Genomic DNA, 25,832 nt, shown 5'->3' on the forward strand with positions numbered 1-25,832 from the left:
AGTGGCACGTTCAGGGGGACGGTCCCCGGCCTGAATGCCGGGGACCGTCCCCCTCGTACGCGATTGGCTGGACCCTTTCGGGGTGCGCCTAGGAGCCGTTGGAGCTCGACGGGCCGAAGAACTCGATCTCCGCGATGGAGACCTGCTTGGAAGCGGCGGCGCCGTAGGCCGAGCGGATGATGAAGCGGACCGCGGTGACGTCACCCGCGCGGAACTTACGGCTCTGGCCGCCCGCGCCCTGGTCGAGGGTGAGGAAGCGAGTGGTGGTCCTGCCGTTCGCGGTGGTGACGCGAGCCTCGATGCGGTGCGGCAGCGCCGATTGGGAGATCTGGTCCGCGTGGGTGGAGACGCCCGGAGTGATGACCAGGTCCAGCAGCCTGGTCGGCTGTGCGAAGCGGGCCTCCAGCCACTCGCCGTCCCCGGACTGCGAGACGCCCGGTCCCCACCAGGTGTTGTTCAGCTTGTCGAAGGCGAGCCCGGCGCCGTGACCGGGGAAGGAACGGGACGCCTTGTAGCTGTCGGGGCCGATCGGGGCCCGCTTGGCGAAGTGGTCCTTCACGGCCTGCACCGCCGTACCGGTGTTCATCGCGGCGACCACCAACAGAGTGAGCACGACCGCGCCGACCACCCAGTTCATGACGCGTCCGAAGCCGCGGCGCAGGCGGGGCCGGTCGCCGGCCCACGGCGTCTGCCCGTTGCGGGAGTTGAGCAGCCGCCGCCACCAGGGCAGCCGCTCCGGGGTCTGCCGTTCGCCGGCCATGGGCAGCGCGCATCGGCCGCAGAAGTGCCGGTCCGGACGGTTGGGAGTGGCACACCAGGGGCAGGGCAGGCCCCCTTCCGCGCCCGGCTCGCCACCCGGGGCACGGACCTGTGGGCGGTTCGCCACGGGGAGTCCCGGCAGCACGGGCGCCACCGAAGGCGCCGCGGGCCGCTCTTCCGGATCCGCCACCGGTACCAGCAGCGACCTGGCCCGCTCGGCCGCGGAGTCCCGGGAGACCTCGGGGGCGGAGGACGGCAGCGGCTCGGTGTCCGCGGTGTCGTCGTGACCTGCCACGGCCGTGGGGGAGGCGTCGGGAAGGCTCGGGTGGGCGCGCGGGACGTCGTCGCCGGTACCTCCCGGGCCGCCGTGGACGGGGCTCGCCGCGGCCCGCGCATCGACCGCCACGTCCGAGACCGCGTCGCTGTGGTCCACGTTCGCGCTGTTGCTGTTGCTGTTGCTGTTGCTGTTGCTGTTGCTCGCGTTGGCGTTTGCGGTGGCCTTGTCCGCGCCCACGGCGTCCGGGCCGCCCGTGCCCGTCTGTCGCGCACCGGTTCCGGCGTCCATGTCATGGGCCGTACGCGCCGTCCCCGTACCGGCGCCCGGCACGGGGAACGCGTCCCACCCCGGCTCGCCCTCGGCGGACCCGGCGCCGCTTACCGCCGTCCCGGGGGCTCCGGACGTGACGGCGGCCGTGGGCCGTCCGCCCCGGGCGCCGGCGGCCGGTGGCGCCTCGTCGGTGGCCACGGCGCCGGGGCGCCGGGTCTCCGCCGCCCCCGCCCGGGAACCGCTCGCCCTGGCGGCCGTCGCGGCCGGACTCCCGGCCCAGTCGAGCACCGCGCCGCAGGCGTCGCAGAAGGACTGACCGGGCTCCGCCCGAGTGCCGCATTCGGCACAGGCGGGGGCACGCCCGGGTTCGGTGCCTGGGGTCTGGGTGGTCATCTCTCGGGGATCCTTTCGGCGGCGGTCACCTGGACCGTGTAGGGCATGTGGGCGGGGCGGGCGGCCGCCACGAGGCTCTCCAGCCGGTACTCGTCCGCCGGCGTCGGATCGGGCAGCCGCAGGGTGACGTGCAGCCGGGGACGGCGGTCGCCGGGGACCGGGCCGAGCGGGCGGGGATCCCAGGCGGCGGCGCCGCTCTCGGTGATCTCGGGTTCGGCGCCGAAGGCGAGCCGCACCGCCTCGGCCAGACCGCGACGGGTGCCGCGTACCCGGTGCAGATACGCGGCGGCGGCGACGGCCGCGCGCAGCCGGGCGTCCGGCTCCGAGCCGTCGATCTCTGCGCCGACCCAGGTGCCGAGCCAGCGGGCGAAGTCGGCCGGCGCGAGCGCCGGGTCGAAGTAGCTGTGCAGACAGTCGAGGGCGAGCAGGATCGGCGCCACGACCTCGTCGAGGCCCGCGACGAAACGCAGCGCGAGGTCGTCGTCGGCGAAGACCGCGGGGAGCATCGCGCCGATCGGCGCCGAGGACTCCAGGCCGTCGATGGAGCCCCTCATGAACCGTCGCCGATGACGCGCACACGGTGGTCGAACGAGAAGACCAGGGAAGGGGCTTCGAGATCGATCCGGTCGGTCGGGTCGCCGCGCTTGCCCGTCAGCGGGTCGGCGGGGTGGAGCTGCACGGCGTCGACGAGTTCGACGCCGGGGACGCGCTGCAGCACCGCGAACACCTCGCCCGACTGCACGGGGCGGCCGAAGGGCCAGCCGGTGCCGTTCGCGCCGCCGGTGAGCGGGTCGAGGTGGCGGTAGAGCGCGTCGTGCGCCTGGCGGCGGACCCGGTCGGTGTCGACCCCGCGGAAGGCGTGCACGGTGGCCACCACGGTGACGCCCTGGTAGAAGGGCGGGCCGACCGCGAGCCGGGTGCCGATCAGCCGCCGCTCGTCGAGATAGCGGGTGATGCGCTGCAACAGGGCGTCACCCGGTACGAGTTGCTCGAAGCGCAGCCGTCCGCCGGGGTCCGGCACCGCCTGCGGGACGACCAGGACACGGACCGCGTAGGCGCCGTGCTCGCCCTCGTCGCCCTCCAGGCAGGTGATACGGGCGGTCTCGGGCGCGGCGCGCCGGGCTAGTTCCTCGTAGTCGCGCAGGGTCACGGCCCGCTCCTGGGCGCGCAGAGTGATCGGCGCCCGGGTCTTCGCCTCGGCGACGGTCTCGCCTTCGACGCCACCGCGCGCCGCCTCCCGGTTGACGACCTCGGCGACGTACGGCACCGAGCTGCGCAGCACCTGGACGGCACCGCGGGCCACATTGCCGGCCCGGCCGCCGCCGGTCCGGTAGCGGCGGGCGCGGATGACGGCGCCCTTGGGCGCCACCGACCCGTACTGGCGCAGTGTGCCGTCGGGTTCGCGGACGGCGGGCCCGAAGGAGATCTCGCCGGTGGCCGCGTCCAGGGCGATGTGCCGGTCGTCGGGGCCGGACGCGGCGAAGTGCGGGACGACGTCCCAGTCGGTCCAGCCGTCACGTTCGGCCGTCTGCAGCAGGACCGGCGGGGTGTCCCCGACCACGGGGAAGTGGGTGAGCCGCAGTCGCTGCCCCGGCAGCCCGGTGGACTCGCCGAGCGCCTCGTCCCGGACCGTCTCGGCGTGGATCGCCGAGGTCGTGCCGCCGAGGGTGAACGCCTCCGCGGCCTGGACGGTCGGCGAGGTGGTGTAGAAGGGCTGGTCGGGCAGCGGGTCGGTGACCCGGCAGCGCAGCCAGCCCGCCTCCTGGCCGCCGGTGCGGGAGAGCGTGTGGCCGCCGGGGACGTGCAGGACGACGTCACCGGGCCGGTTCAGACCGCCGGTGCCGTCGCGGTCGACCTCGCAGGCGGTCCAGCCGTCCTCGGTCCACGCCTCCCAGACCAGAGGCGGCTGGCGCGGGTCGACACCGACACCGTCGACCCGGCTGTCGAGCTCCAGGGCCACCGCGCAGTGCGGTACGGCCGTGGTGAGGCCGAAGAGCATGCAGTCACCGGGACTTGGCGCCTCCGCGAAGCACAGCACGTCCTTGCCCTCGGTGAGGTCGGCCGTCCGGTCGGTGACCGGAAGCCCACTGTGCTGCACGACGAGATGACGCAACGCGGTGGGCACGACGGTCAGTTCACGCTCGGTCGCGAAGACGACGGCCTCCTCGCTCTCCGTGCGCAGCGTCGCGGCCTCGGTGCCGACGGGCAGCACGATCGGCTCCTCCTGCGGCGCGGACAGCCAGAAGGTGACGTCGGTGCGGGCGGCCGAGGGCGGGAAGAGTGTGATGCCCACGAGGTCCAGGAAGGCCAGATGGTTCTTCTCCGGGACCCGGTTGAGCCGGTAGACGATCTGGTCGGCCATGTGGGCGACCGTCTCCACGAGGGTGACGCCGGGGTCCGACACGTTGTGGTCGGTCCATTCGGGGGCGCGCTGCTGGATGTAGCGCTTGGCGTCGTCGACGAACTGCTGGAAGCGGCGGTCGTCGAGATTCGGGGAAGGCAGTGCCATCAGCGGTCGCTTTCAAGGGAGTTGCCCGAGCCCGGGGCGTCGGGATCCTCGTGGGAGGGAATGACGTAGAACGGAAAGACCAGACTTCGGGGGTTGTTGGTGCCACGGATCGAGTAGCGCACGTCGATGAAGAGCACGCCCTGGTCCGCGCCGGCCGTCACCTCGACGTCGTTGACCTCGATCCGTGGCTCCCAGCGGTCCAGGGTGGTGTACACCTCGTGCTGGATGCGCCCCGCCGTCGCCTCGTTGACCGGGGAGAACACCAGGTCGTGGATGGCGCAGCCGAACTCGGGGCGCATCGGCCGCTCGCCCGGCGCGGTGGCCAGCACCAGCCGGATGGCCTCCTCGATCTCCCGTTCCCCACTGACCAGCGCGATGCCTCCGGTGGGACCGATGCGCATGGGGAACGCCCAGCCGGATCCGACGAACTGCTCGGCCATCAGAGGGACTCCCACCTGTTGCTGACGAATTTCTCGGCCGTCACGGCAGTGGATAGGGCTTGTTGTTGACCATCACCAGGCCCTGGAGGGGGATGGTGACGGCCCGGATGCCGACGGCCGCGATGGAGTTGACCTGGACGGTGCCGCCCGCCGTGAGCGTCGCGGCGCCGACCGCCTTGAGGCTGAGCGCCCCCACCGCGTCGACGTTGACCGCCCCGCCGAGGGACTTCAGGTTGACGAGCCCACGGCCCTCGATGCTGAGCGGTCCGCCGCTCTTGATCGTCAGACTCCGGCGCGCGCTCAGGGTGAGGTCCGTGCCCGCCTCCACCGACACCGACCTGCTGCCCTTGATGGTGACGGACCCCTTGCTGTCCACCGTGATCTCGGTCTTCGTACGGTCGAGGTTGATGGTCAGCTTGTCGTTGCCGGAGGCGATGCGCACACCCTGCTTACGAGCACCGGTCTGCTGGCTGAGCAGGTCGACGCGATTGCCCTTCCGGTCGGACAGGGTGTGCCGGATCGCCTGCTTCTTGAGCCCGTCGTGCAGCGGGACGTCGCTGACGACGGTCGGTCTGTCCTTGCCGTTGTAGAGGCCGCCGACGACGAACGGGTGATCCAGGGCGCCGCGGTCGAAGGCCACCAGCACCTCGTCACCGACGTCGTACGGGAACACCCCGCCGCCGCCCTTACCGCCCAGTTGCACGGTGCGCGTCCAGTCGCTCTCGTACAGGTCGTCCAGCCAGGGGAACTGCAGCTTGACCCGGCCCTGTTTGAGGGGGTCCTGGACGTTTGTCACCAGGGCGTTGGCAACGCTCGGCAGCTTCGGCGTGGTGGCCGTACCGCCTCCGGAGGTCAGGCCGTACAGGGAGCGCCACTGCCGGCCGCTGACGGTCACCCAGGTCCGGTAGGGCTCGTCGTTGCCGAACTCGTGCCGTACGGAGGTGACCGTGTACTGCCCCTCGAAAGGCTTGCCCACGTCGGTGAGCGCGATCGGGACGCCGGGGCGCAGCTTGGGGTTGCCCCAGACCACGACCTCCAGCTCGGCGAAGGACGAGGTCACGTCGTCGGCCAGGGCCTCGGCGGCGAACTTGACCTCGGGCTGCCGGTCGTAGGGTGTGTCGGTCTCGACGAGTTTGGCGGGCTTGAACTTCTTCGCCGTGTCCTTCGGCGTGACGCCGATGGCGAACCCGGCATTGGCCGTGGCGGGCGCGGTCGCGGTCAGCTTCTTCTTGGTCCCGACGTCCCAGCCGCGGGCCTCGGTCTTGGCGACCTGGTCGGCGGAGGTCACCGCGGCCCTGCAGCGCAGCACGTCCACGCCGCCCTGGAGCACGAAGGGACTCTTCTCGCCGGGTGTGCTCGTCGAGGGTGCTCCGGACGCCGGGTCGGGCTTGACGAACTGGAACCTCCCCTGGGAGTCCAGCGACATCACCATCTCGTTCTCGTCGGCGAGCCGGGCCAGGAAGTCCCAGTCGGTGACGTTGGCCTGGCTGATGAACTCGTACACGGTCCGGGTGGACCTGACCTTGGCACCGACCGGGATGCCGTTCATGGCGACCAGTTTGCGGACGATGTCGGAGGCCGTCTGATTGCGGTAGGCGGCCACCCTGCGCTGGCGCATCAGACGGTGGCCGAGGTCGTAACCGCGTACGACGGTGAAGGTCCCGGTGCCGTCGTAGTCGGTCTCCATCCCGGTGACCTCGCCGGTCAGCAGCGGGGAGGAGGCCCCCTGGCCGTCGGCCACCGGCGCGAGGACCACCTCGGTGCCGCACTGGACACCGAGGTCACCGAGCACCAGCCGGTCCGGGTCGCGGAAGGTGAGCCGGAACGCGCCCGGCACCCCGGCCCCGAGGTCGACCCAGCAGGCGACCAGATCGGAGGCGATCTTGTCCGGGAGCGGGCTGCCGCCCACCGTGACGTGGACGACACTGGAGTACGAGGCCTGCACCATCAGAGCCCCACCTCCTCGGCGGCCGGAAGCACGAGTTCCGTGCCGTTCGACAGCCGGGACGGGTCGTCGATGCCGTTGACCTCGGCGATCGCACGCCAGGCTGCCGCGTTCCCGTACTCCCGCCAGGCCAGTGACTGCAGCGAGTCGCCCGCCACGACCCGGTGCACGCGCTGCGCCGTGAGCGCGCCCGACGTCGGGTTCTGGCCCTTGGTCTTGCTGGGGATCTCGTGCAGGTGCACCTGGCAGCTGGCACGGATCGGCACGCCCGTCGTGCCGAAGAGCGAGTAACTGGCCTCCACGGAGCCGACGTACGCGGTGAAACGCGCGGTCGAGAACGATCCCCACTGGAAGACCACCCACGGCGTGGACGGCTGCTTGGCGGCGATGCTCTTCGTCGTCACCTCGCAGCAGGAGAACAGGGCCTCGACCTTCTTCAGCACCGTGTTGCTGGTCGGGTCGTCGGAGGAGTCGAGGAAGATCTCGACGGTCAGTTCACGCGGCTCGGGACCCATGAACTCCGGGAGGGAACCGTCGCGCACGGCCGCGGTCGGGGTGGTCTTCCACCGGGCGCGGCGGGTCAGGGAGAGCGTCGTGGGGTTGAAGTCGAAGTTGAACGTCTTGATCAACGCGCCCGGTGTCGTGCTGTGGCCGATGGGCGGCTCGTGGATGGCCAGCGTGGCACGCACGAGACTCTTGCCCGCACCACCCTTGCTGCCCTTTCCTGCCTTGCCTGCCAATTTCTTCGCCGTTCCCTAGTCCCTGAAGTCCCCGAGTTCCCTGACCTGTTCCGGTCCGTCCCTAGTCGGTGAAACCGTGGTGGGTGATCTCCAGGACCTCCGTGGCCACGCCCGGACTGGCGGGGTTCAGGGACGGCCCCTGCCAGCTCACCGGCAGCACGTCGATCAGGCCCCAGCGGGCCACCTCCGAACCGTCCGCGCGCAGCGCCGCGATCTGCGCGGTGGGCCGTTCGACGCCCGTCGTCACCGACGAGATCCAGGCGGCGACCTTGGAGGTGTCCGGGGTGAGCGGGCGGGTCAGGCGGATGTTGGAGAAGGTCACGCGGGACGGAAGCTGCCACACGAACCCGTTGTTGCCGCCCTCCTGGCGCTGCTCGATCTCCACCTGCGACGAGAGTCCTTCACACCCGTTGAAGTAGCCGAGGCTCTCGCCGTCGATCGTCAGGGTGAAGAAGATGGTGGATCCCGGGTCGAGATCGGTGGGCATCGGGGGTGGGCCTTTCTCGGAACGGACGTGCGGGGTGGGGGAGATCAGCGGCGGGGATCGCGCAGCTTGCCGATCCGCTCGCGTTCGAGGCGGAGTTCGGTCCGCAGCAGGCGGGTGATCGGTCCGGCCAGCTTGTGCGTCAGCTCGTCGATCTGACCCGGGGTCAGGGCCCGGGGGTTGAAGTCGACGGGGGTGTACGCGGGCGGGGCCTGCTCGTTCTCCACGCCCCGGTTCCCCGAGGACGAGGACGGGGGTTCGCTCGCGGAGTACGCGGGCGGAGGAGCGGTCGGAGGGGGTGGCGGCGGCGGTGACGTCGGATTGACGACCCGCTGGACATGCGGAGTCACGGGAGGCGTGCCCGGCTTCGGGGCGGGTGGCGCGGGCGGAGCCACCGAGGCGCGCTGCACCGGGAGGGCGAGGGGCGGGACGGGCGGAACCGCGGTGAGGGGTACGGCCGTTCGGGGCGCTGCGCCCGTGCGGTGCCCGGAGTTCGCCGGACGCGCCGGAGCGGCCGAGCCGCCCGCCCCCGGTGAACTCGTGCCGCCGAGCGGGCCGTTCGGGCTCGTGGCCGGGCGGAGCGGTGAGGTGCCGTCGTGGTGGTGCCGTGCCGTTGCCGCCAACCGCGTGGACGGGTCGGCCGAGGCGTACCGCACCACCGGCGTGGGGTGTCCGACGGCCGGCGAGGGCGCGGGCCTGCCCGGCGCGGTGAGGCGCTGCACGACGGGGCTGTCGCTTCGGCCCGCCGGACCGGGAGCGGCCACGGGGAGGCCGCCGCCGACCGGAGCGTGCGGTGGCGAGATCCGGGCCGTCGAGCGCTGAACTGCTCCGGGAGCGGAGGTGGTTGTGTCGGAGGTCGGCGTCGGACCTGGCGTGCCGGTCGCTCGCGCCGGAGCGCCGTGGGGGGTTCCGGAGAGCGGGAGCGACAGCACGCCACCGGACGCCTCGGGCGCCGCGGCGAGTCGCTGTACGACGGGGGTACCCAGGCCGAGCCGCTGTACGGGCGTGCCGTGCGGACGGGCGCCGGAACCGGGACGGGGAGCGGTGTGCTGCGGCGCCGCCACCGAAGGCGCGGGTACCGAGGCTCCGGGCTGACGGGTGGAGGACGGTCCGGCCGACGCGGAAGGAGCCGTGCCCGGCCGTGGGTCCGCGCCCGAGGGCAGGTAGGACGGGGCCTGCTGACCTCGCGGCGCCGGACCACCACCGGGCGCGGGCGGGCCGTCGACCGACCGCTGTACGGCAGGCGCGTCTGAACCGCCGGAACCGGCCGGGGTGGGAGGAGCGCCGGTAGGACGCGGGCTTACCGCCGCTCCGGGGAGCGTACGGCCCGCGCCGGGAGGACCCGCCGCGGGAGAGGGGCGCCGGGCGCGGGGGCGCCCGGAACGAGTGACGTGGGTGCGCCGGAGGCCGGGGACGCCGTCGTGCGCGCGGCGGTGGGCCGTGGCGACGACGAGGCGCGCGACGCGGGGCCGGACGCCGGGGCGGGCGCGGCAAGCCGCTGGACGGCGGGAGCGCCGACCGTCGGCGAGCTTACCGCCGATGCTCCGGCACCGGGCGTGGACGCGCGACCGACGGGCGAGGCGGGACCGCCGGGACGGTACGGCCGCCGCGAGACCGGGCGGCCGGGCGAGCGAGGGAGCGGTGCCCGTGGTAAGCGAGCCGGGGAGCGTCGCACCGGGGGCGGGGGAGGTCATGGGAATTCCGGACGCCGTACCCGGCCTGCGCCGAAGGATCGCTGACGGGCGACCGATCCGCCGCGGGGGTCAGCGTGGTGAGCCGTTGGACGACAGGAGCGCCGGGGCCCGCCGAGCCCGCCGCGTGAGCGGCCGTGGGCGGCAGTGGGCCGACGCGCGCGGCCGGACCCGTGCCCCCCGCCGGCCCTCGTTCGGGCACCGCCCGCGGGGCCGCGGCCCCGGCACCACCGGGCAGCCCGGGACCGGCCGTCGAAGGCAGCGACCCCGAAGTCCTGGGACGCCGGAGCACCGGACCGCCGCCGGGTGCGGCCGCCCCGGTCGCCGGGGAGCGCTGGACGGCCGGAGCCGTCGCGGTCACGGCACCACCGGGCAGCGGCGCGGCCCCGGTGACGCCGTCTCGCGGCCCCGGCGCGGCGCCCCAGGAGCGTTCGCGGCGCGGGGCGGACGGGCCGCCCCTGAACCGCCGCCCCCGGAAGTCCGTCGGCGGCCGTGGTGCGACGCAGGGGTACGGCCGCGGGGGCGGTCCGGCGCTGGACCGCGGTGGCCGGGGGCACGGCGGGCAGGGCCGAGGTCAACGCGCGTGCGGGGGTGAGCGCACGTACCGGCGGACGCGACGGCACCGCCGGGGTGGAGGACGGCTCGGAGCCGTCCCGCCCGGGAACACGCTGCCGGTCACTGTCCGCATTCGGGGTGCGGGAAGCGGCCGGGGCCGGGGCACCGGAGGAGACGGCGCGTTGCACCGGAAGGCCACCACCCGAGAGCCCGGAACCGGCCCCGGCGGACGCGGTGCCGGACGCGGCTGCGCCGCCGGGTGCCCCCGGTTGCCCCGCCGGGGTTCCCGTGCCGCGTACCGGCGCGGACTGCCCCGAATCCGGCCCCGCTGCGGGCGAGTCGAGCCGCACGGGCGGTGCCGCATTCGATGCCGGGGAGGACAGGGGCGCGCCCAGGGCGGAGCGCCGCCGCGGCTTTCCCGCGGTGGGGACGTCGGCCGACGGCTTCGGCGCGGCGGACACCGCGGCCGAGGTGCCGGCCGCCGACGCGCCGGGCACCGTACGCCCTGTGCCACCGGACGTACGACGCTGGACCGGCAGGACGGGCCCCGTGGTGGCGACGCCGGACGAGGACCGTGGGACGGATACGGACGGGGCGGACCGCCCCGCGTCCGCCGGGGACCCGCCCGGCGCCGAGTCCACGGGACCTGGGACCGCGGGACCCGGCCCGGCGGGGATGACGGCCGGGCCGGTGGACGTGGGCATCGGGCCGGCGGCCGGGGGAGCCGTGCTTGGCCCGTCCGTTGAGGGTGTGGCCGGGGAGGAGGCGTACGGGGAGACTGAGCCGGAATGGACCCCGCCCGCGGCCGGCGAAGCCGGTGTCACCGAGGGGCCGTTCGCCGTACGTCGTGGTACGGACGGTGTCACCACCGGCAGCGCCCGCCGCTGTACCGCGGGCCCGGCCGGCGCCCTGGTGAGCCCGGTCGGCGCCGGAGGCCGGGTGGCCGCGGGTGGTACGGCGGCCACCCTCGGGCCCGTCGGCCCGGTCGCCACGACCGGGAGGCTCGCGTGCCGCGCGGACGGCGCGCCCGTACGGTCGGCCGTCTCCGCGGGTGTCGCCACCGGCAAGGAGAGCGAGGGGAGTTCGAGACCGGAGGCGGGCAGCGCCGGAGTGGCGAGCACGCCTCGCACCAGGCCGCCGGGCGCGCCGTCCAGCACGGCGTGGGAGAGCGTGCCGGTGAAGGACGGGTTCTGCCAGGTCGTCAGCCGGCCGCCGAACCCGGAGTCGGCGACGGAGCCGCGGCCGGCGGTGGCGCGCTGGATGGGTGGCAGCGAGGGCCAGGCGGCGGGCCGCACCGCGCGGGCCCCGCCTCCCTCGCCGGTGTCGCCCGCCCCGGATCCCGCGCTCGGAGACACCCTGCTGCCCGTCCCCGGAGCCGTGCTGTCGTCGTCCGACACCGGGACGCCGGCCGACCCGGTGAAGGCCGCGCTGCCCGCGCCCCGGTCCCGTCCGCCACCCCGTAGGCGATCAAAGATGCCCATGCCGCGTCACCTCTCCCCGGTGCCGCGGTGGACGAGTGCCGCGATCTGTTCCGTGTAGCGGCGCCGGTCGCGGTGTTCGAGGTCCAGGATGGTCTCCAGGCTCCAGTGGAAGTGGTAGGCGATGTACGCGATCTCCTCGTGGATGCGGTCGGTCGCGTACGTCACGATTCCCCCAGGCGGCTCCCGCCGAGTTCGACCTCGAACGGCTCCTCGCAGTGCGGGCAGGTGACGGCGGCACGGGTGTGGCCCTCGGCGTTGACCTGGCGGTAGAAGTCCTGCAGGAACGCGAGGTCGGAGGCGAACATGTTCTCCACCACCCCGTCGTGCACCAGGGGCAGCGTGCCGAGCCGGGTGATCACCCGGCCGAGGAGTACGACGGACAGGTACGCCGGGTTCTCCTGGACACGCATGTCCCGGAGCGGGATCAGTTCGTCCCGCGCGGTGGCGAGCCGCATCACGCCGAGGCGGTGCACGGTGCCGGAGTCGTCGACGTACCCGCGCGGCAGCTCGAACTCGAACTCGGTGCGCAGGGGTTGGGGTGTCGCGGCCGGGGCCGGGGCCGGAGCAGCGGTCTGCTCCGGGCCCGCCCAGGCTTCCGCCTCCGGAGCCGGTTCCGCGACGGCCGCGGCCGCGGCCGTCCTGGGAGCCGTACGGCGCATTACTCGATGACCAGTTCTTCGAAGGTGATCGTGACGGTCTCGGTGAGCGCGGCGGCCTCGCCGGCCTTGACGGTGCTGGTGTCGATCTTGCTGCACCAGGCGTTGCGCATGTTGTACCGCTTGACCGGGTTGTTCTGATAGTCCATCACCATGATGGTGGCGTTCTTGCGGGCGGTGCTCATCTGACCGGCGACCGACTCGGTGATCCACTGGTTGAAGGCGGCCGACTGGGTCATACCGCGCACCACCGTGCAGGTCCCGGCCTTCTTCACCCCCGGCAGCTTCTTGGTGACGGGGATGCCCTGGGAGGAGACCTGCTGGTACTCGATGACGTCCTGCTCGATGCTGAGGCCGCTGACCTCAGCGAGGTACTCGACCATGACTCCGTCGATCTGCAGGCCGAAATTGTGCGATGTGAGGGCGTCACCCGGCTGGAGACTCATCTGTTCTCTGTCCTTCTGAGGGTTCTGGTACGTACGGGAAGCGGCGGGCGACCGCCGGGCGGGTCACGTCGGTGCGGACCGCCGGTGCGCGAACTACTCCTCCAACTCGCCGTTCCCGCTGGAGAACTGGGCCAGCCGGAAGATCACGAACTCGGCGGGCTTGACGGGTGCGATGCCGATCTCGCAGATGACCCGGCCGAGGTCGACCGACTCCGGCGTGTTGGTCTCCTCGTCGCACTTGACGTAGTACGCCTCCTCGGGCCGTGAGCCGAAGAGGGCGCCGCTGCGCCACTCGTTGACCAGGAAGGCGGACACGTTGCGCCGGATCCGGGCCCACAGCGCGTGGTCGTTCGGCTCGAACACCACCCACTGGGTGCCGATCAGGATCGACTCCTCCAGGTAGTTGAAGTACCGGCGGATGTTGAGGTAGCGCCAGGCCGGGTCGGAGGACATGGTGCGGGCGCCCCAGACGCGGATGCCGCGGCCGGGGAAGGCGCGGATGCAGTTGACGCCGATGGGGTTGAGCAGGTCCTGCTCACCGCGGGTGATCTGCAGCTCCAGGTCCACCGCCCCGCGTACGACCTCGTTGGCGGGAGCCTTGTGCACGCCGCGCTCGGAGTCGTTGCGGGCCCAGATGCCGGCGACGTGACCGCTCGGCGGGATCATCCTGGTCTGGCCGGTCGCCGGGTCGAAGGCCTTGATCCAGGGGTAGTAGAGGGCGGCGTACTTGGAGTCGTAGCCGGCCGTCTCCTGACGCCAGACGCGGATCTGGCGGGCGTTGAGGCCCGGCGGCGGGTCGATGACCGCGACCCGGTCGCCCATCAGCTCGCAGTGCGCGATCAGGCCGAGCTGGACGGCCTTGACGGCCTCCAGGTCGATCGCGCCGCGCTGGTAGGCGGCCATCAGGTCGGGCACGGCGACCATCGAGACCTCGTCCACGGCCTCCAGGCCGCCGAAGCCGGTGCGGTCGGCCGAGTCGCCGAGGTACTGCGCGGGGCCGATGTGACCCTCGCGCTCCGCGGCCGGGACGACAGGCGCCGAGGGCGAGGGCGCGGCGAGCGCCACCGTCTGGTTGTCGGGCCGGACCAGCTGTGCGGCGGGAGCGGCCTCCTGCACGGTGATGAGCTTGGAGCGCTCCTTCACCTGTGTGACCACGTAGTTGCGGCCGCCCTTCTTGGCGGTCACGTCGAAGGTCTCGACGGCCTTCTCGCCGTCCTTGACGATCAGCCTGAACCGCTCGGCGGGGCCCTCGCCCTCGGGGTCGGCGACCTCGACGCTGAGCGAACCGCCCGCGACGGCGCTGACCGTGAAGGTGCCGAGCTGCTTCGGCTCGCCGGGCGGCAGCGCGGCCTGCGCCGCCGATCCCGTCACCGCGGCCGGAGCCGTCGCGTCGCCGTTCACGCCACCGGGTGTCCCGCCGACCCGGACGACATACGCGGCGGAGCCACCGTTGTTGAAGAAACCGTAGACGGAGTGCGCGAGGTAGTACCCGTCGGTGAACTCACCGAAGGCCGCCACGTACTGCGTCCAGTTGGTCACCAGCGTCGGCTCGTTGAGCGGCCCCGACGGGGCGAGCCCCACGAAGGCCGCCACCGAGGTGCCCACACCCTCGATCGGACGAGAGCCGCTGGCCACCTCCTCGACGTAGACGCCCGGCGACAGGTAGGACGGCATGCTCTGCTCTCCTCGGGGTACGAGATGGGACGTCATTCACCCTCACGCGCGAAGCGCGTCTCCCGAAACGTCCTGCGGTACCTGTCCGAGGGCAGTTCTGTTGCCCACAGGGGCAACCCGGCGTGCCGGCCGCGCTGTTGCCCTCACCGTTGCCCCCGAGTGCGTTCCCGCGACCCCCTTCGTCCGGTAGAGCTTGGAGGCTGCCGCACCCGCGTTCGAGGGGAGTCCCAGTGCACGCGCAGGACAAGGACACCGACAAGACCCGTGGCCGGGCAGGTGCGGCCGGCCCGGCCGCACGGGCTGCCGCGCCCGGGGCCGGCCGGCTCCAGGTGCTGCAGCGCGCCGCGGGCAACGCGGCGGTGGCCCGCGCCGTCGCGGAGCAACGCCAGGCGCGGGCCGAGGCCCAGGCGGAGGAGAACGCCCGGCGGGTGACGAACGGGGCCACGCCGGTGCAGCGCGCGGCCGCCGACGGCACGAAGGAGAGCGCGTCGCCGGTGGTGTCCGGAGCGCCGGTCATCCAGCGCGCGGTGTGGACGTACAACGCCAGCACCCGGACCCACGACGTCATGGGCGGGCAGCGGTCGGGTGTCTGGCAGGAGGACGGCAACCCGCAGCACACCGCCACCTCGGCGCAGTTGGGTGCCGGGGCCCAGGCACATCACGGGGACAAGTACGACGATGCCACCGGGCGTCACTTCGGCAGTGGCAACGTCGCCTTCTCGCAGCGCGGCACCATCCCCGACACGCCACAGGCTCACCGGGACGGCACCGCCTACAAGGAGCGCGAGGCCCACGTTCGCCAGGCGCTGGTGGAGACCAAGAGGCGGCTGGCCACGGCCATCACCATGGTGAGCGTGAGCGCCGCCCCCAGCGGCCGGGTCCTCGACGCACTCCGGTCCGGGTTCCCGGGCTTCCAGCGGGCCACACCGCAGCAGATCCAGCCGCTCCTGGCCCATGTCGCCGAGGTGCTCCGCCGGATCCAGACGGGTCTGGACGCGGAGGGCGCACAGATCGCGCTGGCCGGGGAGACCGCCTGGTACGACCTCGGGGCACTCGGATCCAACCAGGCCAACGTGGCCGGGTGGGTCGCCCCCACCGTCGGCGAACGCCTCAATCCGCACGACAAGAAGAGTGAGAAACTGCCGACCATGGACGCGGGGCGCGAGGGCGCCATCAACCTGCGGTCCCTCGGCGAGAACGTCTGGTACATCGTCCACGAGGCCACGCACCGGTTCGCCGGCACGCTCGACTACCAGTACAGCCCGTACGAGCACGAGCTCAACGAGGACCGGGCCGACGTGGGGACGGCCCAGACGCTGGGGTGGAGTCAGCAGAAGCTCGAGGAGTACTCGGCGGACCGGTTGGGCAAGCGGGTCGCCCGGGACGCGGACCAGTACACCGGCCAGGACGAGTCGGCCCATCCCGCGAAGCAGCTGAACTGGTACGCCATGGGCCCTCGGGCCCTGATGAACGCCGACTCCTACGCTCAGTTCGTCGTCGTGGCGACCGGGGGGACGCTGCCCCGGCGCTGACGGACTTCCGCGGTGCGGGCGTCGCTGCCCGCGAGGCCACCCCTGCCTGCCTGTTCGTCCGGCGGCCGTACCCCTGTGACTCCTGACCGCCACCGTCACCACGGATAGCGTCCCGACGGTGAGTATGTGGACTTCTCTGGAACCCGCGTCCGCGACCGTGGACCCGGGCGCGAGCACGCGCGTACGGCTGCGCCTGCGCAACACCGGCGACATCGTCGACGAGTACCGTTTCGAGCCGGTGGGTGGTGTCGCGCCGTGGACGACGGTGGAGCCGCAGACGCTGCGGCTCTATCCGGGGACGACGGGGACGGTGGAGCTGACGTTCGCGCCGCCGCGGACGCCGGACGCGGCGGCGGGCCCGAACCCGTACGCGGTGCGGATCACGCCGACCGAGCACCCCGAGGCGACGACGGTTCCCGAGGGGAACTTGACGATCACCCCGTTCACCGAGGTGCGGGCGGAGCTGGTGCCGCCCACCGTCAAAGGACGATTCAGGGGGCGCCCCAGGCTCGCGATCGACAATCTCGGCAATACGAAGCTGACGGCGTCGGTCAGCGGGAGTGACAACGGGGATCACCTCTCGTACGACATCCATCCGAGCAACATCCAGATCGAGCCGGGGCGGGCCGCTTTCGTCAAGGCGACGCTGAGGCCGCGGCAGATCATCTGGTTCGGGTCGAAGGAGCAGCGGCCCTACTCTCTCGCCGTCCAGCGGTCCGGGACCAAGGCGCTGCCCGTCGAGGGGACTTATGTGCAGCGGGGCTTCCTGCCCCGCTGGCTCGCCACGTTCCTGGGCGTCTTCATGGCCCTCGCCATCACGTTCGTGATGCTGTGGCTCGCGTACAAGCCCCAGGTCCGCAGCTCCGCCACCGAGAAACTCCAGGAAGCCGGGATCAGTACCCTCCCCGCGCCCACCCCGAGCCTCCGGGCGGCGCCGAGTTCGGCTCCCGTTCAGGAGCCGACCACGCCCCAGGCGCAGCAGACGCCGGAAAGCGGCAGTGGCGGTGGGGGAGGCGGCGGCCCGGTGGCCAGTCCCAAGGCGACCAAGAAGAAGGCGACGGGGCCGCTGCCCGCGTCCGACGTCGTCCTGCGCAACGTCACGACCAAGAAGTGCGCGGACATCCCGGGTTACGAGAAGGGACAACCGAACGGTCCGGTACGGGAGTTCGTGTGCGACGGCACCGCTCATGACAACCAGCTCTGGAACCTCGAAGTGCGCGAGAGGGGTGGCGGACCCGAGAAGTCGGACCTGTTCCAGATCCGCAACGTCAAGGACCAACTCTGCGTGGACCTGCCCGACTACGGTGCCAAGCCGCCGCGCACGGGGGTGTTCGAGTTCCAGTGCGACGGCACGACCGCCGACAACCAGCTGTGGTGGCTCGACAAACAGGAGAGCGGCCACTACTGGATCCGCAACTATGCCAGCAACCACCTGTGCCTGGACGTCTCCGGCTACGGCACGGGCGGCGACGACACCCCGTTGACGATCTTCTCCTGCAGCAACACCGACGACCAGGAATGGGACATCGTCCACCCCTCCTGAGGCCGCGGCCGGCCGACCCCGTTGCCACGGAGGGCAGTTCGGGCCGTCGGCAAAGGGCAGTCGACCGCAGACCTTCGGGCACCCACCGTGCCCCGACGCCTGCTGACGGGAGCCAACCCGCGGCCATAGCGTCGACAGGTGAGCCTTTGGACTTCGCTGGAGCCTGCCTCCAGCACTGTGGATCCCGGTGGCAGTACCAAGGTGCGGCTGCGCCTGCGCAATACCGGCGACGTGGTGGACGAGTACCGTTTCGAGCCGGTGGGTGGTGTCGCGCCGTGGACGACGGTGGAGCCGCAGACGCTGCGGCTCTATCCGGGGACGACGGGGACGGTGGAGCTGACGTTCGCGCCGCCGCGGACGCCGGACGCGGCGGCGGGCCCGAACCCGTACGCGGTGCGGATCACGCCGACCGAGCACCCCGAGGCGACGACGGTTCCCGAGGGGAACTTGACGATCACCCCGTTCACCGAGGTGCGGGCGGAGCTGGTGCCGCCCACCGTCAAAGGACGATTCAGGGGGCGCCCCAGGCTCGCGATCGACAATCTCGGCAATACGAAGCTGACGGCGTCGGTCAGCGGGAGTGACAACGGGGATCACCTCTCGTACGACATCCATCCGAGCAACATCCAGATCGAGCCGGGGCGGGCCGCTTTCGTCAAGGCGACGCTGAGGCCGCGGCAGATCATCTGGTTCGGGTCGAAGGAGCAGCGGCCCTACTCTCTCGCCGTCCAGCGGTCCGGGACCAAGGCGCTGCCCGTCGAGGGGACTTATGTGCAGCGGGGCTTCCTGCCCCGCTGGCTCGCCACGTTCCTGGGCGTCTTCATGGCCCTCGCCATCACGTTCGTGATGCTGTGGCTCGCGTACAAGCCCCAGGTCCGCAGCTCCGCCACCGAGAAACTCCAGGAAGCCGGCGTCAGCACGCTGCCGCCCAGCCCCTCGGCGTCCCTTCCGCTCCCGCAGCCCTCGATTCCCCCGCAGGCCCCCCACGCAGGAGGCGGCCCCGTCTCCGACCGAGAAGCCGGCCGGTGGAGGCGGCGGGGGTGGCGGTTCCGAGAAGAAGAAGGAGACCAAGGCCCCTGAGGAGACCGCGGCGACCGCTGTCACGCGGCTGGCCGCGGACGATCCCGGCGTGCGGCACATCTGCTACCGGGCCTACGAGACGGGCGAGGGCTGGCAGAAGCCGGTATGCGACGGTGCCATGGCGGGCACGGTGGGGCAGAACCGCCCGATCAAGTCCCTCAACCTCGCCGTGTCCGGCACCAAGGGCATGAACGGCAACGAATTCGTCCACGAGAAGGAGTGGCTGAACCCCTGGACGGGCGTGGCCGACGGCGTCGACCTGTACCTCGGAAGCACCAAGGCGGAGGACCCGTACATGCTCGCCTTCGGCGTCAACGTGACCGAGGGCGGCATCTGCCAGAACGCGCACGTCCACGACCAGGCCTGGCTCGGCCTGCAGTGCAACACGCCCCCCAAGTACATCCTCGGCGGGACCTTCGACCAGTCGCTCTGGCTCGAAGCCGTCAAGTTCACCGTGTGACATGTCCCGCTGCCCGGCCGGTCCAGGAGGAACCGGCCGGGCAGCAGGGCGTTTCGACAACGGGCCGGGTCGGGCCGGAGAAGCGGGACCGCGGTCCGGAGCTACCAGGTGCCCTCGCCCGGCACCAGCCGGCCGGCCTTGCGGTACTCGCGCCGTGCGCCCTCCAGCAGGTCGGCCGTGGTGACCTCGGCGTCGCGGCCTGCGGCCGTGTAGGCGGCCGTGACGACGGCGCTGCGGATCGAACCACCGGCGAGTTCGAAGTCGCGGGCGACAGCGCGCGGGTCGATGCCGTCGGCGCGCGGCACATGGGTCAGGGCGTGCCGCCACAGGGCGAGGCGCTGGTCCGCGTCGGGGAACGGGAAGTCCACCACGAGGTCGAGGCGGCGGGTGAACGCCTCGTCGATGTTGGCGCGCAGGTTGGTCGTGAGCAGCGCGATGCCGTCGAAGGACTCGAGGCGCTGGAGAAGATAGGAACTCTCCATGTTGGCGTACCGATCGTGAGCGTCCTTGACCTCGGACCGTTTGCCGAACACGGAGTCGGCCTCGTCGAAGAGGAGGACGGCATCGGTGCGGTCGGCCTCGGTGAAGATGCGCTCCAGGTTCTTCTCGGTCTCGCCGACGTACTTGTCGACGATGGAGGAGAGCTGCACGACGTAGAGGTCGAGGCCGAGTTCGGCGGCGACGACCTCGGCGGAGAGGGTCTTGCCGGTGCCGGAGTCGCCGGCGAACAGTCCGAGCACGCCCCGCCCGCGACCGCCGCCCGCGCTGAGCCGCCACTCCCCGAGCACGCGGTCGCGGTGGCGGGCACGCAGGGCCAGCTCGTGCAGTTGCAGGAGCGGTTTGTCGGGCAGGACGAGATCGTCCCAGCCCACGTCGGGACGGATCCGGCGGGCGTGCCGCTCGAGGCCGGAGGCGGACTGCTGCCGGGCGGCCAGGCGCAGATGGGCCGCGGTGAGCGCGCCGCCGTCGAACGCGGCGAGGTTCTGCGCGGCACGGGCGGCGCGCACGATGCGGTCACCGCCGAGCCGGTACGGCGCGACGACCGGCGCGAGGTCGAAGCCGGGCGCGACGCCGATGCCGGGCGGGGGTTCGAAGCCGGGCGGGGAATCCGGAAGGGGCACGGTGCCCGCGGTCCGCTCCGGTTCCGGCACCGCGTCGTCGGCCGGCCCCGCCCAGGGGCGGGCCTCGGACGAGGGTTCCTCGCCGAGCGCCGTCGCCCACGCCTCCACGGCACCGGACCGCAGCCGGGGCGCGTCCAGGACGAGCGGATCACGGTGATCGCACCAGTGCGGATCGTAGGGGCGGGGATCGGCGAACAGTACGGCCACGTCCTCCACCGCCAGAGCCCGCATCAGCGGCGCGGGATCCTCCGGCAGCGGGGACACGACGACCGCGCAGTCCCGCAGCCGCGCCTCGCGCAGGAGTTCGGCGATCGGCTCTTGTACCGGGGTACCGCCGGGGGTGAAGTGGAGCGCGTCCCGTCCGGACCGGCGCAGGGCGGCCGCGGCGCAGGCGAGACCGTCTCCCGCCCGGTGCTCGCGCAGGTACACGGGGAGCGGCACCCGGGTCAGGCGGTCGGCGAGCCGGAGCAGGAAGTCCTCGTCGTACCGCTCGCCGCGCACCGGAGCCCGCAGCCGGCGGACGTGGCCGCCCAGCGCGGCGTCGAGGGTGTCGTCGCCGAGGAGGTGCGCGACCAGCCGGTCGGAGACACGCAACGACCGGCTGAGGAAGGGACGTTCGGGTTCCTCGACCACGACGAGACCCAGCGTGGACAGCGGAGCCGAGGGATGGAACCGGGCCCGTGCCGCGGCCTGGTGCGCGGGAAGCCCGCACAGGTCGAGGGCGAGCCCCGTGGTGGCCCGGCGGCGGCCGACGTCGTCGTTGAGGTAGCCGTACAGCGGCTCGAAGGTGCGCTCGAGGTCCGGTGCGAGGGCGATGAGCAGGATACGGACGTCCAGTTCCGTGAGCCCGAGGCGCCCGGCGAGCAGGTCCAGCCGGTCGCCCCGCTCGGGGCCCCGGTCCTCTTGGGGCCCGGGGCCCGGGCCGGCCGGTTCCAGGAGATGCCGTACCGCCTCCTCGGACAGGTACAGGCCACGCAGGGGATCGGTCGCGGTGGGGTCGGTGGCGCTGCGCTGCTCGACGAGCAGGGCGACACGCTCGCGCAGCCGGGACAGGCGGGGGAGGAGCGCGTCGGCCGCTTCCGCGGGTACCACCTCGGTCGGGACGGGGGCGGCGGCGACGGTCCCGGGGACGTGCGGAGTCACTTGGCCCGCTTCTCTCCGTCGGGCCGGCCAGTGGCCGGGTGATCCGCGTCGGGCGCGGTGCCGGCCGGTGCCGGTGCCGGTGCCGGTGCGCTCGTCAAGTGCCGGGCCTGGTGGTGCCGTTCGGGTGACCCCTCCAGCGTGCCGTCCATGCCGCGTACGCGCACGGCGGCGCCCTCCGTGACCGGCGGCCCGGCGTCGTACTCCGGGAACGCCGGGAACGGCGCGGTGACCACCAGGTCGAGCGAGGGCTTCAGTTCGCCCCCGAGCGCGGACCAGATCTCGGCCAGGGACCGTGACTCGGTGTGCAGGCCCGCAACCGTCAGCGGTACGGACAGGCCCAGTGCGCCGAGCGCGCCGGGCAGTTGCTCGGGAGGGAGCACTTCGTGGGGAAGCAGCGTGGCCAGCACGGCGGACAGCAACCGGTGTTCGTCCTGCGGCTGTTTGGTCCAGGCCGTCACCAGATACGACAGCCGGAACCAGCGGGGCGGCTGGCGGCGGCGGAGCACGACACCACGCTCGTCACGTACGGCCATGGCACCGCGCTCACGGCGTCTGACGTCCTCGCGGATGTCGTACAGATACGTGTTGATGGCGGGCGCGTTGCGCCGGGCCGCCCACTCGCGGGTCGGCGCGTCGAAGGAGACGTCGATGCCGGAACCGTCCAGGGCACCGCTGTTGAGCAGCCGCTTGAGGACCTCGTCGACCTCGTGAATCACCGTCGTGCTCCCGCCGCGCCGTGCTGTGCCGTGTTGAGATGTGCCGTGTTGAGATGTGCTGTGTGTCCGCCGCGCACCGTCATGTCCCGTTCGAGAGACCCCATGTGAAGGACCGTCGGGCTCAGATGTAGCCTTCCCGGAGTGCATAGGCCACGGCGTGCGCGCGATTGCGCAGGTGGAGCCGGGTGGTCAGCCCGTGCATGACGTTCTTGACGGTCCGTTCGGAGTAGGAGAGTTTGCTCGCTATCTCTCCGGTGTCCATTCCTTCGGCGATGAGCCTCAGGACGTCGATCTCACGCGGTACCAGGCCGGCCAGCGGAGCGCCGGGCCGGCCGGCCGCGGTCCGCTGGAGCGAGCCCACCTGAGTGATGAGGCGTCCCAACAGATCCGCGGGCAGGTCACCGTCACCCCGTGACGCCGCGAGCACGGCCTGCACCAGACGGTGCGCGCTGGCCTCGTGGCGCCAGACGATGGCTCCGACACCGCACTCGATGACGTCCAGGAGCTCCGCCTCGCGGATCGCGCCCACCACCAGGACGGCGCGTGCCCCCTCGCTGCGCACCAGCCGGCGCAGCCGGGAGAGCGTCGCCTCGTCCGGGCTCTCGTTGACCAGGACGGCCACCGCGCCGGGGCCGGCCTCCGCGCCGTCGAGGAGATCGATGACCGGGTGCTGCCCCAACTGGCTGCGGACCCCTGCCTGGGAGATCGGATCGGGCGCCTGGACCACCACCGGAATGCGGTTTCCGGAGTCCACCGCGCGGGGCTCGGCCTGCCGGTGTGACACGCCTGCGTCAGTGGTCCGTAATGAACTGCGCAACCGTTTCTCCCAAATCCACGTACTCGTCGCCCCTGTGCCGGCAGTGGCCGAAGGGCTTGTCCCAGACTTCTGCGCCTGGTGTGTCCCGCGCAATCGTGGAGGACCACGAGACGTACCACGAGATCGATCATGAAAAGTTCACGACAGGAGGCAGCGATGGGTGCCGAACTCGAGACGCTGCGGGAACGCCGGGAGGCCCTGGAGCTGGTGGCCGCCGAGGCGGACCGTGCCCGTTCCGGGTCCGGCCGTCTGGTGCTGCTCAGAGGTGCCACCGGAACGGGGCGTACCGCCCTCCTGGAGGCCGTCGCCGGACAGGCGGCGGCACGCGGCACCCGGGTGCTGCGCGCCCGCTGCTCGTCCGACGGCGACACCGCCGCCTTCGCGCCGGTCCGGCAACTGCTGGCGTCCGGAGCCGAGTTCGAGAGCGGGGTCAAGCCCTGTCCGGACCCCGCCGACGCCCCGCACCGGTGGACCCGCGCGGAACATCTGTGGGACCAACTGCGGGCGTACGCCGTGCACTCGCCCCTGCTGGTCGCCGTGGACGACGTCCACTGCGCCGACGAGTCCTCGCGCCGCTGGTTCGTCGAGGCAGCCCGCCGGATCGACCGGCTCCCCGTCCTGCTGGTGGCCACCGAACGGAGCCAGTACGACCTCGACCCGCCCCCGGCGGGCCTGGCGCACGCGCTCTCGCCCACCCTCGTCCGTACCCACACCGTCGCCCCGCTGAGCGCCGACGCCGCCGCGCAGCTGGTGCGCGCGGAGTTCGCAACCGCCCCGCCCGGCTGGGTGGACGACTGCGTACGGGCCGGCGCGGGCAGCCCCCTGCTGCTGCGCGCCCTGCTCGACGACCTCCGCGCACGGGAGCCGGACGGCGCCCGGCGCACCACCCTCCCCGAGACCTGCGCGGCGCTGTACCCGGGCGCGTATCCGGCCGCCGTGACCTGGTGGCTGGACAGCGCGGGACCGGCGACGGCGGGGGTGGCTCGCGCCCTCGCGACGCTCGACGACGACGCGCTGGAGGACGAACACCCCCGGGAGGCGGCCGAACTGCTCGCCCGGATGGCGGACGCGGACCCCGCCCGGGTGCCCGGCTGGCTCACCGCCATGACCCGCCTCGGCGTACTGCGTCCGGGCCCCGGGGGACGACCGGGCTACGCCCACCCGCTCTTACGGGACGCGGTGCTGAGCGGCTGGCCCAGCACCCGGCGGCAGACCGCGCACCGTACGGCGGCCGAAGTGATGCTGCGTCGCGGCGATCGCGCCGAAACGGTCGCCGGACAGCTCCTGCGGGCACCGGCCGTCGGGGCGCCCTGGGCCGCGACCGCGCTGCTGGACGCCGCCGATCTGGCGGTGCGCGACGCCAGACCCGACGACGCCGTGGCGTTCCTGCGCCGGGTGCTCGACGAGCCGCTCACGCCGGCCCGCCGCACCACGGCGCTCACCGAGCTGGGCTCCCTGGAGTTCGCCGTCGCCCGTTCGTCGGCCGGGATACCGCGGCTGACCGAGGCGACCCGGCTGCCGGGCACGCCGCAGGACCGGGTACGGGCGGCGGTGGCACTCGGCACCGTACTGGCGCGGCGCGGCAAGGCGCGCGCGGCGATGGACGTGCTGCGCGGCCTGGACGAGCAACTGGCGGACCACCCGGACCTGATCAGGCTGCTGCAGACCGCCTCCGCGCTCCTGTCGGACCACGACCAGGGAATCCGCGAGGAGGCCTACCGCTGGCTCTACGGCGCCGCCGAACGGTCCCCGGACCTGGTCGGCACGGCCGGCCGGGCGCTCCTGGTGCGCTACGACGCGACGGCCGGTCTGGTCTCGGCCGCCACGGCCATGGAACGGATCCGCGCCCTGCTCGACGAACCCGTCGACGCGCTCGCGGAGCCCTTCCTGCTCGGTACGGCGGCCGCCGTCGCACAGTGGGCCGACGAACTGGAGGAGGCCGAGACGCTGGTGCGCCGCGGGCTCGCCCGGCAGCGGCCCTCACTCCTGCATCCGATGCACGAGGCACTGCTCAACGTACGGGCGGACATCGCCGCCGTCCGCGGTCGGTATCCGGACCTGCTCGTCGACCCGGAGGTCCGGCAGGCCGGCGAGAGGGCCCGCCGGGGTCCGGCCAACGCGCACGCGCACGCCCTGATCGCGCTCGTCGAGACGGGCCGCACCCAGGAGGCGTCCCGGCTCGCCGGCCGCTTCGATCTCCGTGACGCCCAGGACTCCTGGGAACTCAACCGGTTCCTGTACGCGCGAGGCGTGCTGCGGTCCGCGACGGGTGATCCGGCGGGCGCCCTCGACGACTTCCTGGAGTGCGGGCGGCGGCAGATGGCACGGGACGTGGTGAGCCCCGTGGTCACGCCCTGGCGCACCGCGGCCGCCGCGTGCCGTACCGTGCTGGGCGCTCCGCAGGACGCCCTCGCGCTGGCCCGGGAGGAGCTGCGGCTCGCCCAGGTCTGGAACACCCCGCGGCTGGTGGGCCGGGCCCTGTCCGGGCTCGCCACGGCCACCGGGGGCCGCCGCGGTCTCGAACTCGCCGACCGCGCCGTACACATGCTGCGGGACGCGCCCGCGGAGACCGAGCTGATCCCCGCCCTGATCGCGCAGGGGCGCCAGTTCGTCGCGGCGGGAGAGCGGGCACGGGCCCGTGACGCCCTGCGCGAGGCGGCCGAACGCGCGGAACGGCTGGGCGCGGTGCGCCTGCGGGCGCGGGCCGAGGAGGCACTGCCGGAAGGCCGTTCCCGCGGCACGACGACGGCGCTCACCGGATGGGAGGCGCTGACCGGCAGCGAACGCCGGATCGCCGCGCTCGCGGCCGGCGGCCGGACGAACGCCGAGATCGCGGAGCTCCTGCACCTGGCCCGGCGTACCGTCGAGACCCATCTGACCAGTGCCTACCGCAAGCTCGGCATCCGCCGCAGGGCGGAACTCACCGCCGTGATCGGAGGGCGGGCACCGGACCAGGGCGAACCGGTGGAGGTACGGGGCGCCTGAGACGGGCTCCCGGTGTGGCCGTACGGGGCGCCAGGGACGGGCTCGCGCCTGACCGTACGGGCCATGCCGCGGACCGCGGGGGCAGCGGCGGGCCGGTGGTGCCGCCACCGCGCGC

At 73.0% G+C, this 25,832-nt stretch carries 20 protein-coding genes and 1 pseudogene; 6 read left to right on the forward strand and 15 right to left on the reverse strand.

What is annotated here, in order from left to right:
• Nucleotides 1-88: 88 nt before the first annotated feature.
• The 8 genes from HEP85_RS41615 to HEP85_RS41650 all read right to left on the reverse strand — a co-directional run bounded on the left by HEP85_RS41615 (nt 89) and on the right by HEP85_RS41650 (nt 8,044).
• The gene (locus HEP85_RS41615) at nt 89-1,699 is read right to left on the reverse strand and encodes a zinc ribbon domain-containing protein (protein WP_369658063.1); all 1,611 of its coding nucleotides are present in this window, start codon (nt 1,697-1,699) and stop codon (nt 89-91) included.
• Entirely contained in the window at nt 1,696-2,253 is a 558-nt protein-coding gene (locus HEP85_RS41620) for a phage tail protein (RefSeq protein ID WP_266707400.1), read from the reverse strand. The genes HEP85_RS41615 and HEP85_RS41620 overlap by 4 nt, the downstream gene beginning before the upstream one ends.
• Nucleotides 2,250-4,208, reverse strand: coding sequence for a putative baseplate assembly protein (locus HEP85_RS41625; RefSeq protein ID WP_369658064.1), 1,959 nt, complete (start codon nt 4,206-4,208; stop codon nt 2,250-2,252). The genes HEP85_RS41620 and HEP85_RS41625 overlap by 4 nt, the downstream gene beginning before the upstream one ends.
• Nucleotides 4,208-4,648 carry a GPW/gp25 family protein gene (locus HEP85_RS41630; RefSeq protein ID WP_168532519.1) on the reverse strand — a complete coding sequence of 147 codons (441 nt, stop codon included), beginning with the start codon at nt 4,646-4,648 and terminating at the stop codon, nt 4,208-4,210. Before HEP85_RS41630 ends, HEP85_RS41625 begins: the two co-directional genes overlap by 1 nt.
• 40 nt (nt 4,649-4,688) lie before the next feature.
• Nucleotides 4,689-6,596 carry a VgrG-related protein gene (locus HEP85_RS41635; RefSeq protein ID WP_168532521.1) on the reverse strand — a complete coding sequence of 636 codons (1,908 nt, stop codon included), beginning with the start codon at nt 6,594-6,596 and terminating at the stop codon, nt 4,689-4,691.
• Nucleotides 6,596-7,333 (reverse strand): LysM peptidoglycan-binding domain-containing protein, encoded by a 738-nt coding sequence (locus HEP85_RS41640; protein ID WP_168532523.1) that lies wholly within the window; start codon nt 7,331-7,333, stop codon nt 6,596-6,598. The genes HEP85_RS41635 and HEP85_RS41640 overlap by 1 nt, the downstream gene beginning before the upstream one ends.
• 61 nt (nt 7,334-7,394) lie before the next feature.
• Nucleotides 7,395-7,820, reverse strand: coding sequence for a phage tail protein (locus HEP85_RS41645; protein ID WP_168532525.1), 426 nt, complete (start codon nt 7,818-7,820; stop codon nt 7,395-7,397).
• Nucleotides 7,821-7,864: 44 nt separating this feature from the next.
• The gene (locus HEP85_RS41650; protein ID WP_168532527.1) at nt 7,865-8,044 is read right to left on the reverse strand and encodes a hypothetical protein; all 180 of its coding nucleotides are present in this window, start codon (nt 8,042-8,044) and stop codon (nt 7,865-7,867) included.
• A 250-nt stretch (nt 8,045-8,294) separates the two neighbouring features.
• Here HEP85_RS41650 and HEP85_RS41655 point away from each other — a divergent pair, with 250 nt between their 5' ends.
• Together HEP85_RS41655 and HEP85_RS41660 are read left to right on the forward strand one after the other, a co-directional pair.
• On the forward strand, nt 8,295-8,639 hold the full coding sequence (locus tag HEP85_RS41655; protein ID WP_369658065.1) for a hypothetical protein: 345 nt from the start codon (nt 8,295-8,297) through the stop codon (nt 8,637-8,639).
• Nucleotides 8,640-10,486: 1,847 nt separating this feature from the next.
• Nucleotides 10,487-11,602, forward strand: a complete 1,116-nt coding sequence (locus HEP85_RS41660) for a hypothetical protein (RefSeq protein WP_369658066.1) — start codon at nt 10,487-10,489, stop codon at nt 11,600-11,602.
• Here HEP85_RS41660 and HEP85_RS41665 read toward each other — a convergent pair.
• The 4 genes from HEP85_RS41665 to HEP85_RS41680 all read right to left on the reverse strand — a co-directional run bounded on the left by HEP85_RS41665 (nt 11,551) and on the right by HEP85_RS41680 (nt 14,320).
• Nucleotides 11,551-11,709 (reverse strand): DUF6760 family protein, encoded by a 159-nt coding sequence (locus HEP85_RS41665; RefSeq protein ID WP_168532531.1) that lies wholly within the window; start codon nt 11,707-11,709, stop codon nt 11,551-11,553. The genes HEP85_RS41660 and HEP85_RS41665 overlap by 52 nt on opposite strands.
• Nucleotides 11,706-12,203 carry a hypothetical protein gene (locus tag HEP85_RS41670; RefSeq protein ID WP_329294092.1) on the reverse strand — a complete coding sequence of 166 codons (498 nt, stop codon included), beginning with the start codon at nt 12,201-12,203 and terminating at the stop codon, nt 11,706-11,708. The genes HEP85_RS41665 and HEP85_RS41670 overlap by 4 nt, the downstream gene beginning before the upstream one ends.
• On the reverse strand, nt 12,203-12,646 hold the full coding sequence (locus tag HEP85_RS41675) for a phage tail protein (RefSeq protein ID WP_153286958.1): 444 nt from the start codon (nt 12,644-12,646) through the stop codon (nt 12,203-12,205). The genes HEP85_RS41670 and HEP85_RS41675 overlap by 1 nt, the downstream gene beginning before the upstream one ends.
• Before the next feature lie 93 nt (nt 12,647-12,739).
• Nucleotides 12,740-14,320 (reverse strand): phage tail sheath subtilisin-like domain-containing protein, encoded by a 1,581-nt coding sequence (locus tag HEP85_RS41680; RefSeq protein WP_168532533.1) that lies wholly within the window; start codon nt 14,318-14,320, stop codon nt 12,740-12,742.
• A gap of 230 nt (nt 14,321-14,550) precedes the next feature.
• Here HEP85_RS41680 and HEP85_RS41685 point away from each other — a divergent pair, with 230 nt between their 5' ends.
• The 3 genes and pseudogenes from HEP85_RS41685 (at nt 14,551) to HEP85_RS41695 (ending at nt 18,935) form a co-directional block, all read left to right on the forward strand.
• A complete protein-coding gene (locus tag HEP85_RS41685; RefSeq protein ID WP_369658067.1) occupies nt 14,551-15,852 on the forward strand; it encodes a hypothetical protein in 1,302 nt (433 codons plus the stop codon).
• A 118-nt stretch (nt 15,853-15,970) separates the two neighbouring features.
• Nucleotides 15,971-17,395: an RICIN domain-containing protein gene (locus tag HEP85_RS41690; RefSeq protein WP_248002377.1), complete on the forward strand. Its 1,425-nt coding sequence runs from the start codon at nt 15,971-15,973 to the stop codon at nt 17,393-17,395.
• 138 nt (nt 17,396-17,533) lie between these two features.
• Nucleotides 17,534-18,935: pseudogene (locus HEP85_RS41695) on the forward strand (hydrolase).
• A gap of 101 nt (nt 18,936-19,036) precedes the next feature.
• On the opposite strand, the gene HEP85_RS41700 reads toward HEP85_RS41695, so the two are convergent.
• From HEP85_RS41700 to HEP85_RS41710, 3 genes are all read right to left on the reverse strand, one after another.
• Nucleotides 19,037-21,148, reverse strand: coding sequence for an ATP-binding protein (locus tag HEP85_RS41700; RefSeq protein ID WP_369658164.1), 2,112 nt, complete (start codon nt 21,146-21,148; stop codon nt 19,037-19,039).
• A gap of 47 nt (nt 21,149-21,195) precedes the next feature.
• Nucleotides 21,196-21,915 carry a DUF4255 domain-containing protein gene (locus HEP85_RS41705; RefSeq protein WP_168532541.1) on the reverse strand — a complete coding sequence of 240 codons (720 nt, stop codon included), beginning with the start codon at nt 21,913-21,915 and terminating at the stop codon, nt 21,196-21,198.
• 121 nt (nt 21,916-22,036) lie between these two features.
• The gene (locus HEP85_RS41710; RefSeq protein ID WP_329294105.1) at nt 22,037-22,699 is read right to left on the reverse strand and encodes a response regulator transcription factor; all 663 of its coding nucleotides are present in this window, start codon (nt 22,697-22,699) and stop codon (nt 22,037-22,039) included.
• 189 nt (nt 22,700-22,888) lie between these two features.
• Between HEP85_RS41710 and HEP85_RS41715 the strand changes: the two genes are divergently transcribed.
• Nucleotides 22,889-25,717, forward strand: coding sequence for an AAA family ATPase (locus tag HEP85_RS41715; protein ID WP_369658068.1), 2,829 nt, complete (start codon nt 22,889-22,891; stop codon nt 25,715-25,717).
• The last annotated feature ends 115 nt before the right edge of the window (nt 25,718-25,832 follow it).

This window comes from Streptomyces sp. RPA4-2, assembly GCF_012273515.2.
GTDB lineage: Bacteria > Actinomycetota > Actinomycetes > Streptomycetales > Streptomycetaceae > Streptomyces > Streptomyces kaempferi.

Excerpts from the sequence above, each read along its gene's own strand:
- HEP85_RS41715 (WP_369658068.1), top strand. The coding sequence starts at position 22,889 with ATGGGTGCCGAACTCGAGACGCTGCGGGAACGCCGGGAGGCCCTGGAG.
- HEP85_RS41645 (WP_168532525.1), bottom strand. The coding sequence starts at position 7,820 with ATGCCCACCGATCTCGACCCGGGATCCACCATCTTCTTCACCCTGACG.
- HEP85_RS41630 (WP_168532519.1), bottom strand. The coding sequence starts at position 4,648 with ATGGCCGAGCAGTTCGTCGGATCCGGCTGGGCGTTCCCCATGCGCATC.
- HEP85_RS41680 (WP_168532533.1), bottom strand. The coding sequence starts at position 14,320 with ATGCCGTCCTACCTGTCGCCGGGCGTCTACGTCGAGGAGGTGGCCAGC.
- HEP85_RS41625 (WP_369658064.1), bottom strand. The coding sequence starts at position 4,208 with ATGGCACTGCCTTCCCCGAATCTCGACGACCGCCGCTTCCAGCAGTTC.
- HEP85_RS41675 (WP_153286958.1), bottom strand. The coding sequence starts at position 12,646 with ATGAGTCTCCAGCCGGGTGACGCCCTCACATCGCACAATTTCGGCCTG.
- HEP85_RS41620 (WP_266707400.1), bottom strand. The coding sequence starts at position 2,253 with ATGAGGGGCTCCATCGACGGCCTGGAGTCCTCGGCGCCGATCGGCGCG.
- HEP85_RS41670 (WP_329294092.1), bottom strand. The coding sequence starts at position 12,203 with ATGCGCCGTACGGCTCCCAGGACGGCCGCGGCCGCGGCCGTCGCGGAA.
- HEP85_RS41635 (WP_168532521.1), bottom strand. The coding sequence starts at position 6,596 with ATGGTGCAGGCCTCGTACTCCAGTGTCGTCCACGTCACGGTGGGCGGC.
- HEP85_RS41615 (WP_369658063.1), bottom strand. The coding sequence starts at position 1,699 with ATGACCACCCAGACCCCAGGCACCGAACCCGGGCGTGCCCCCGCCTGT.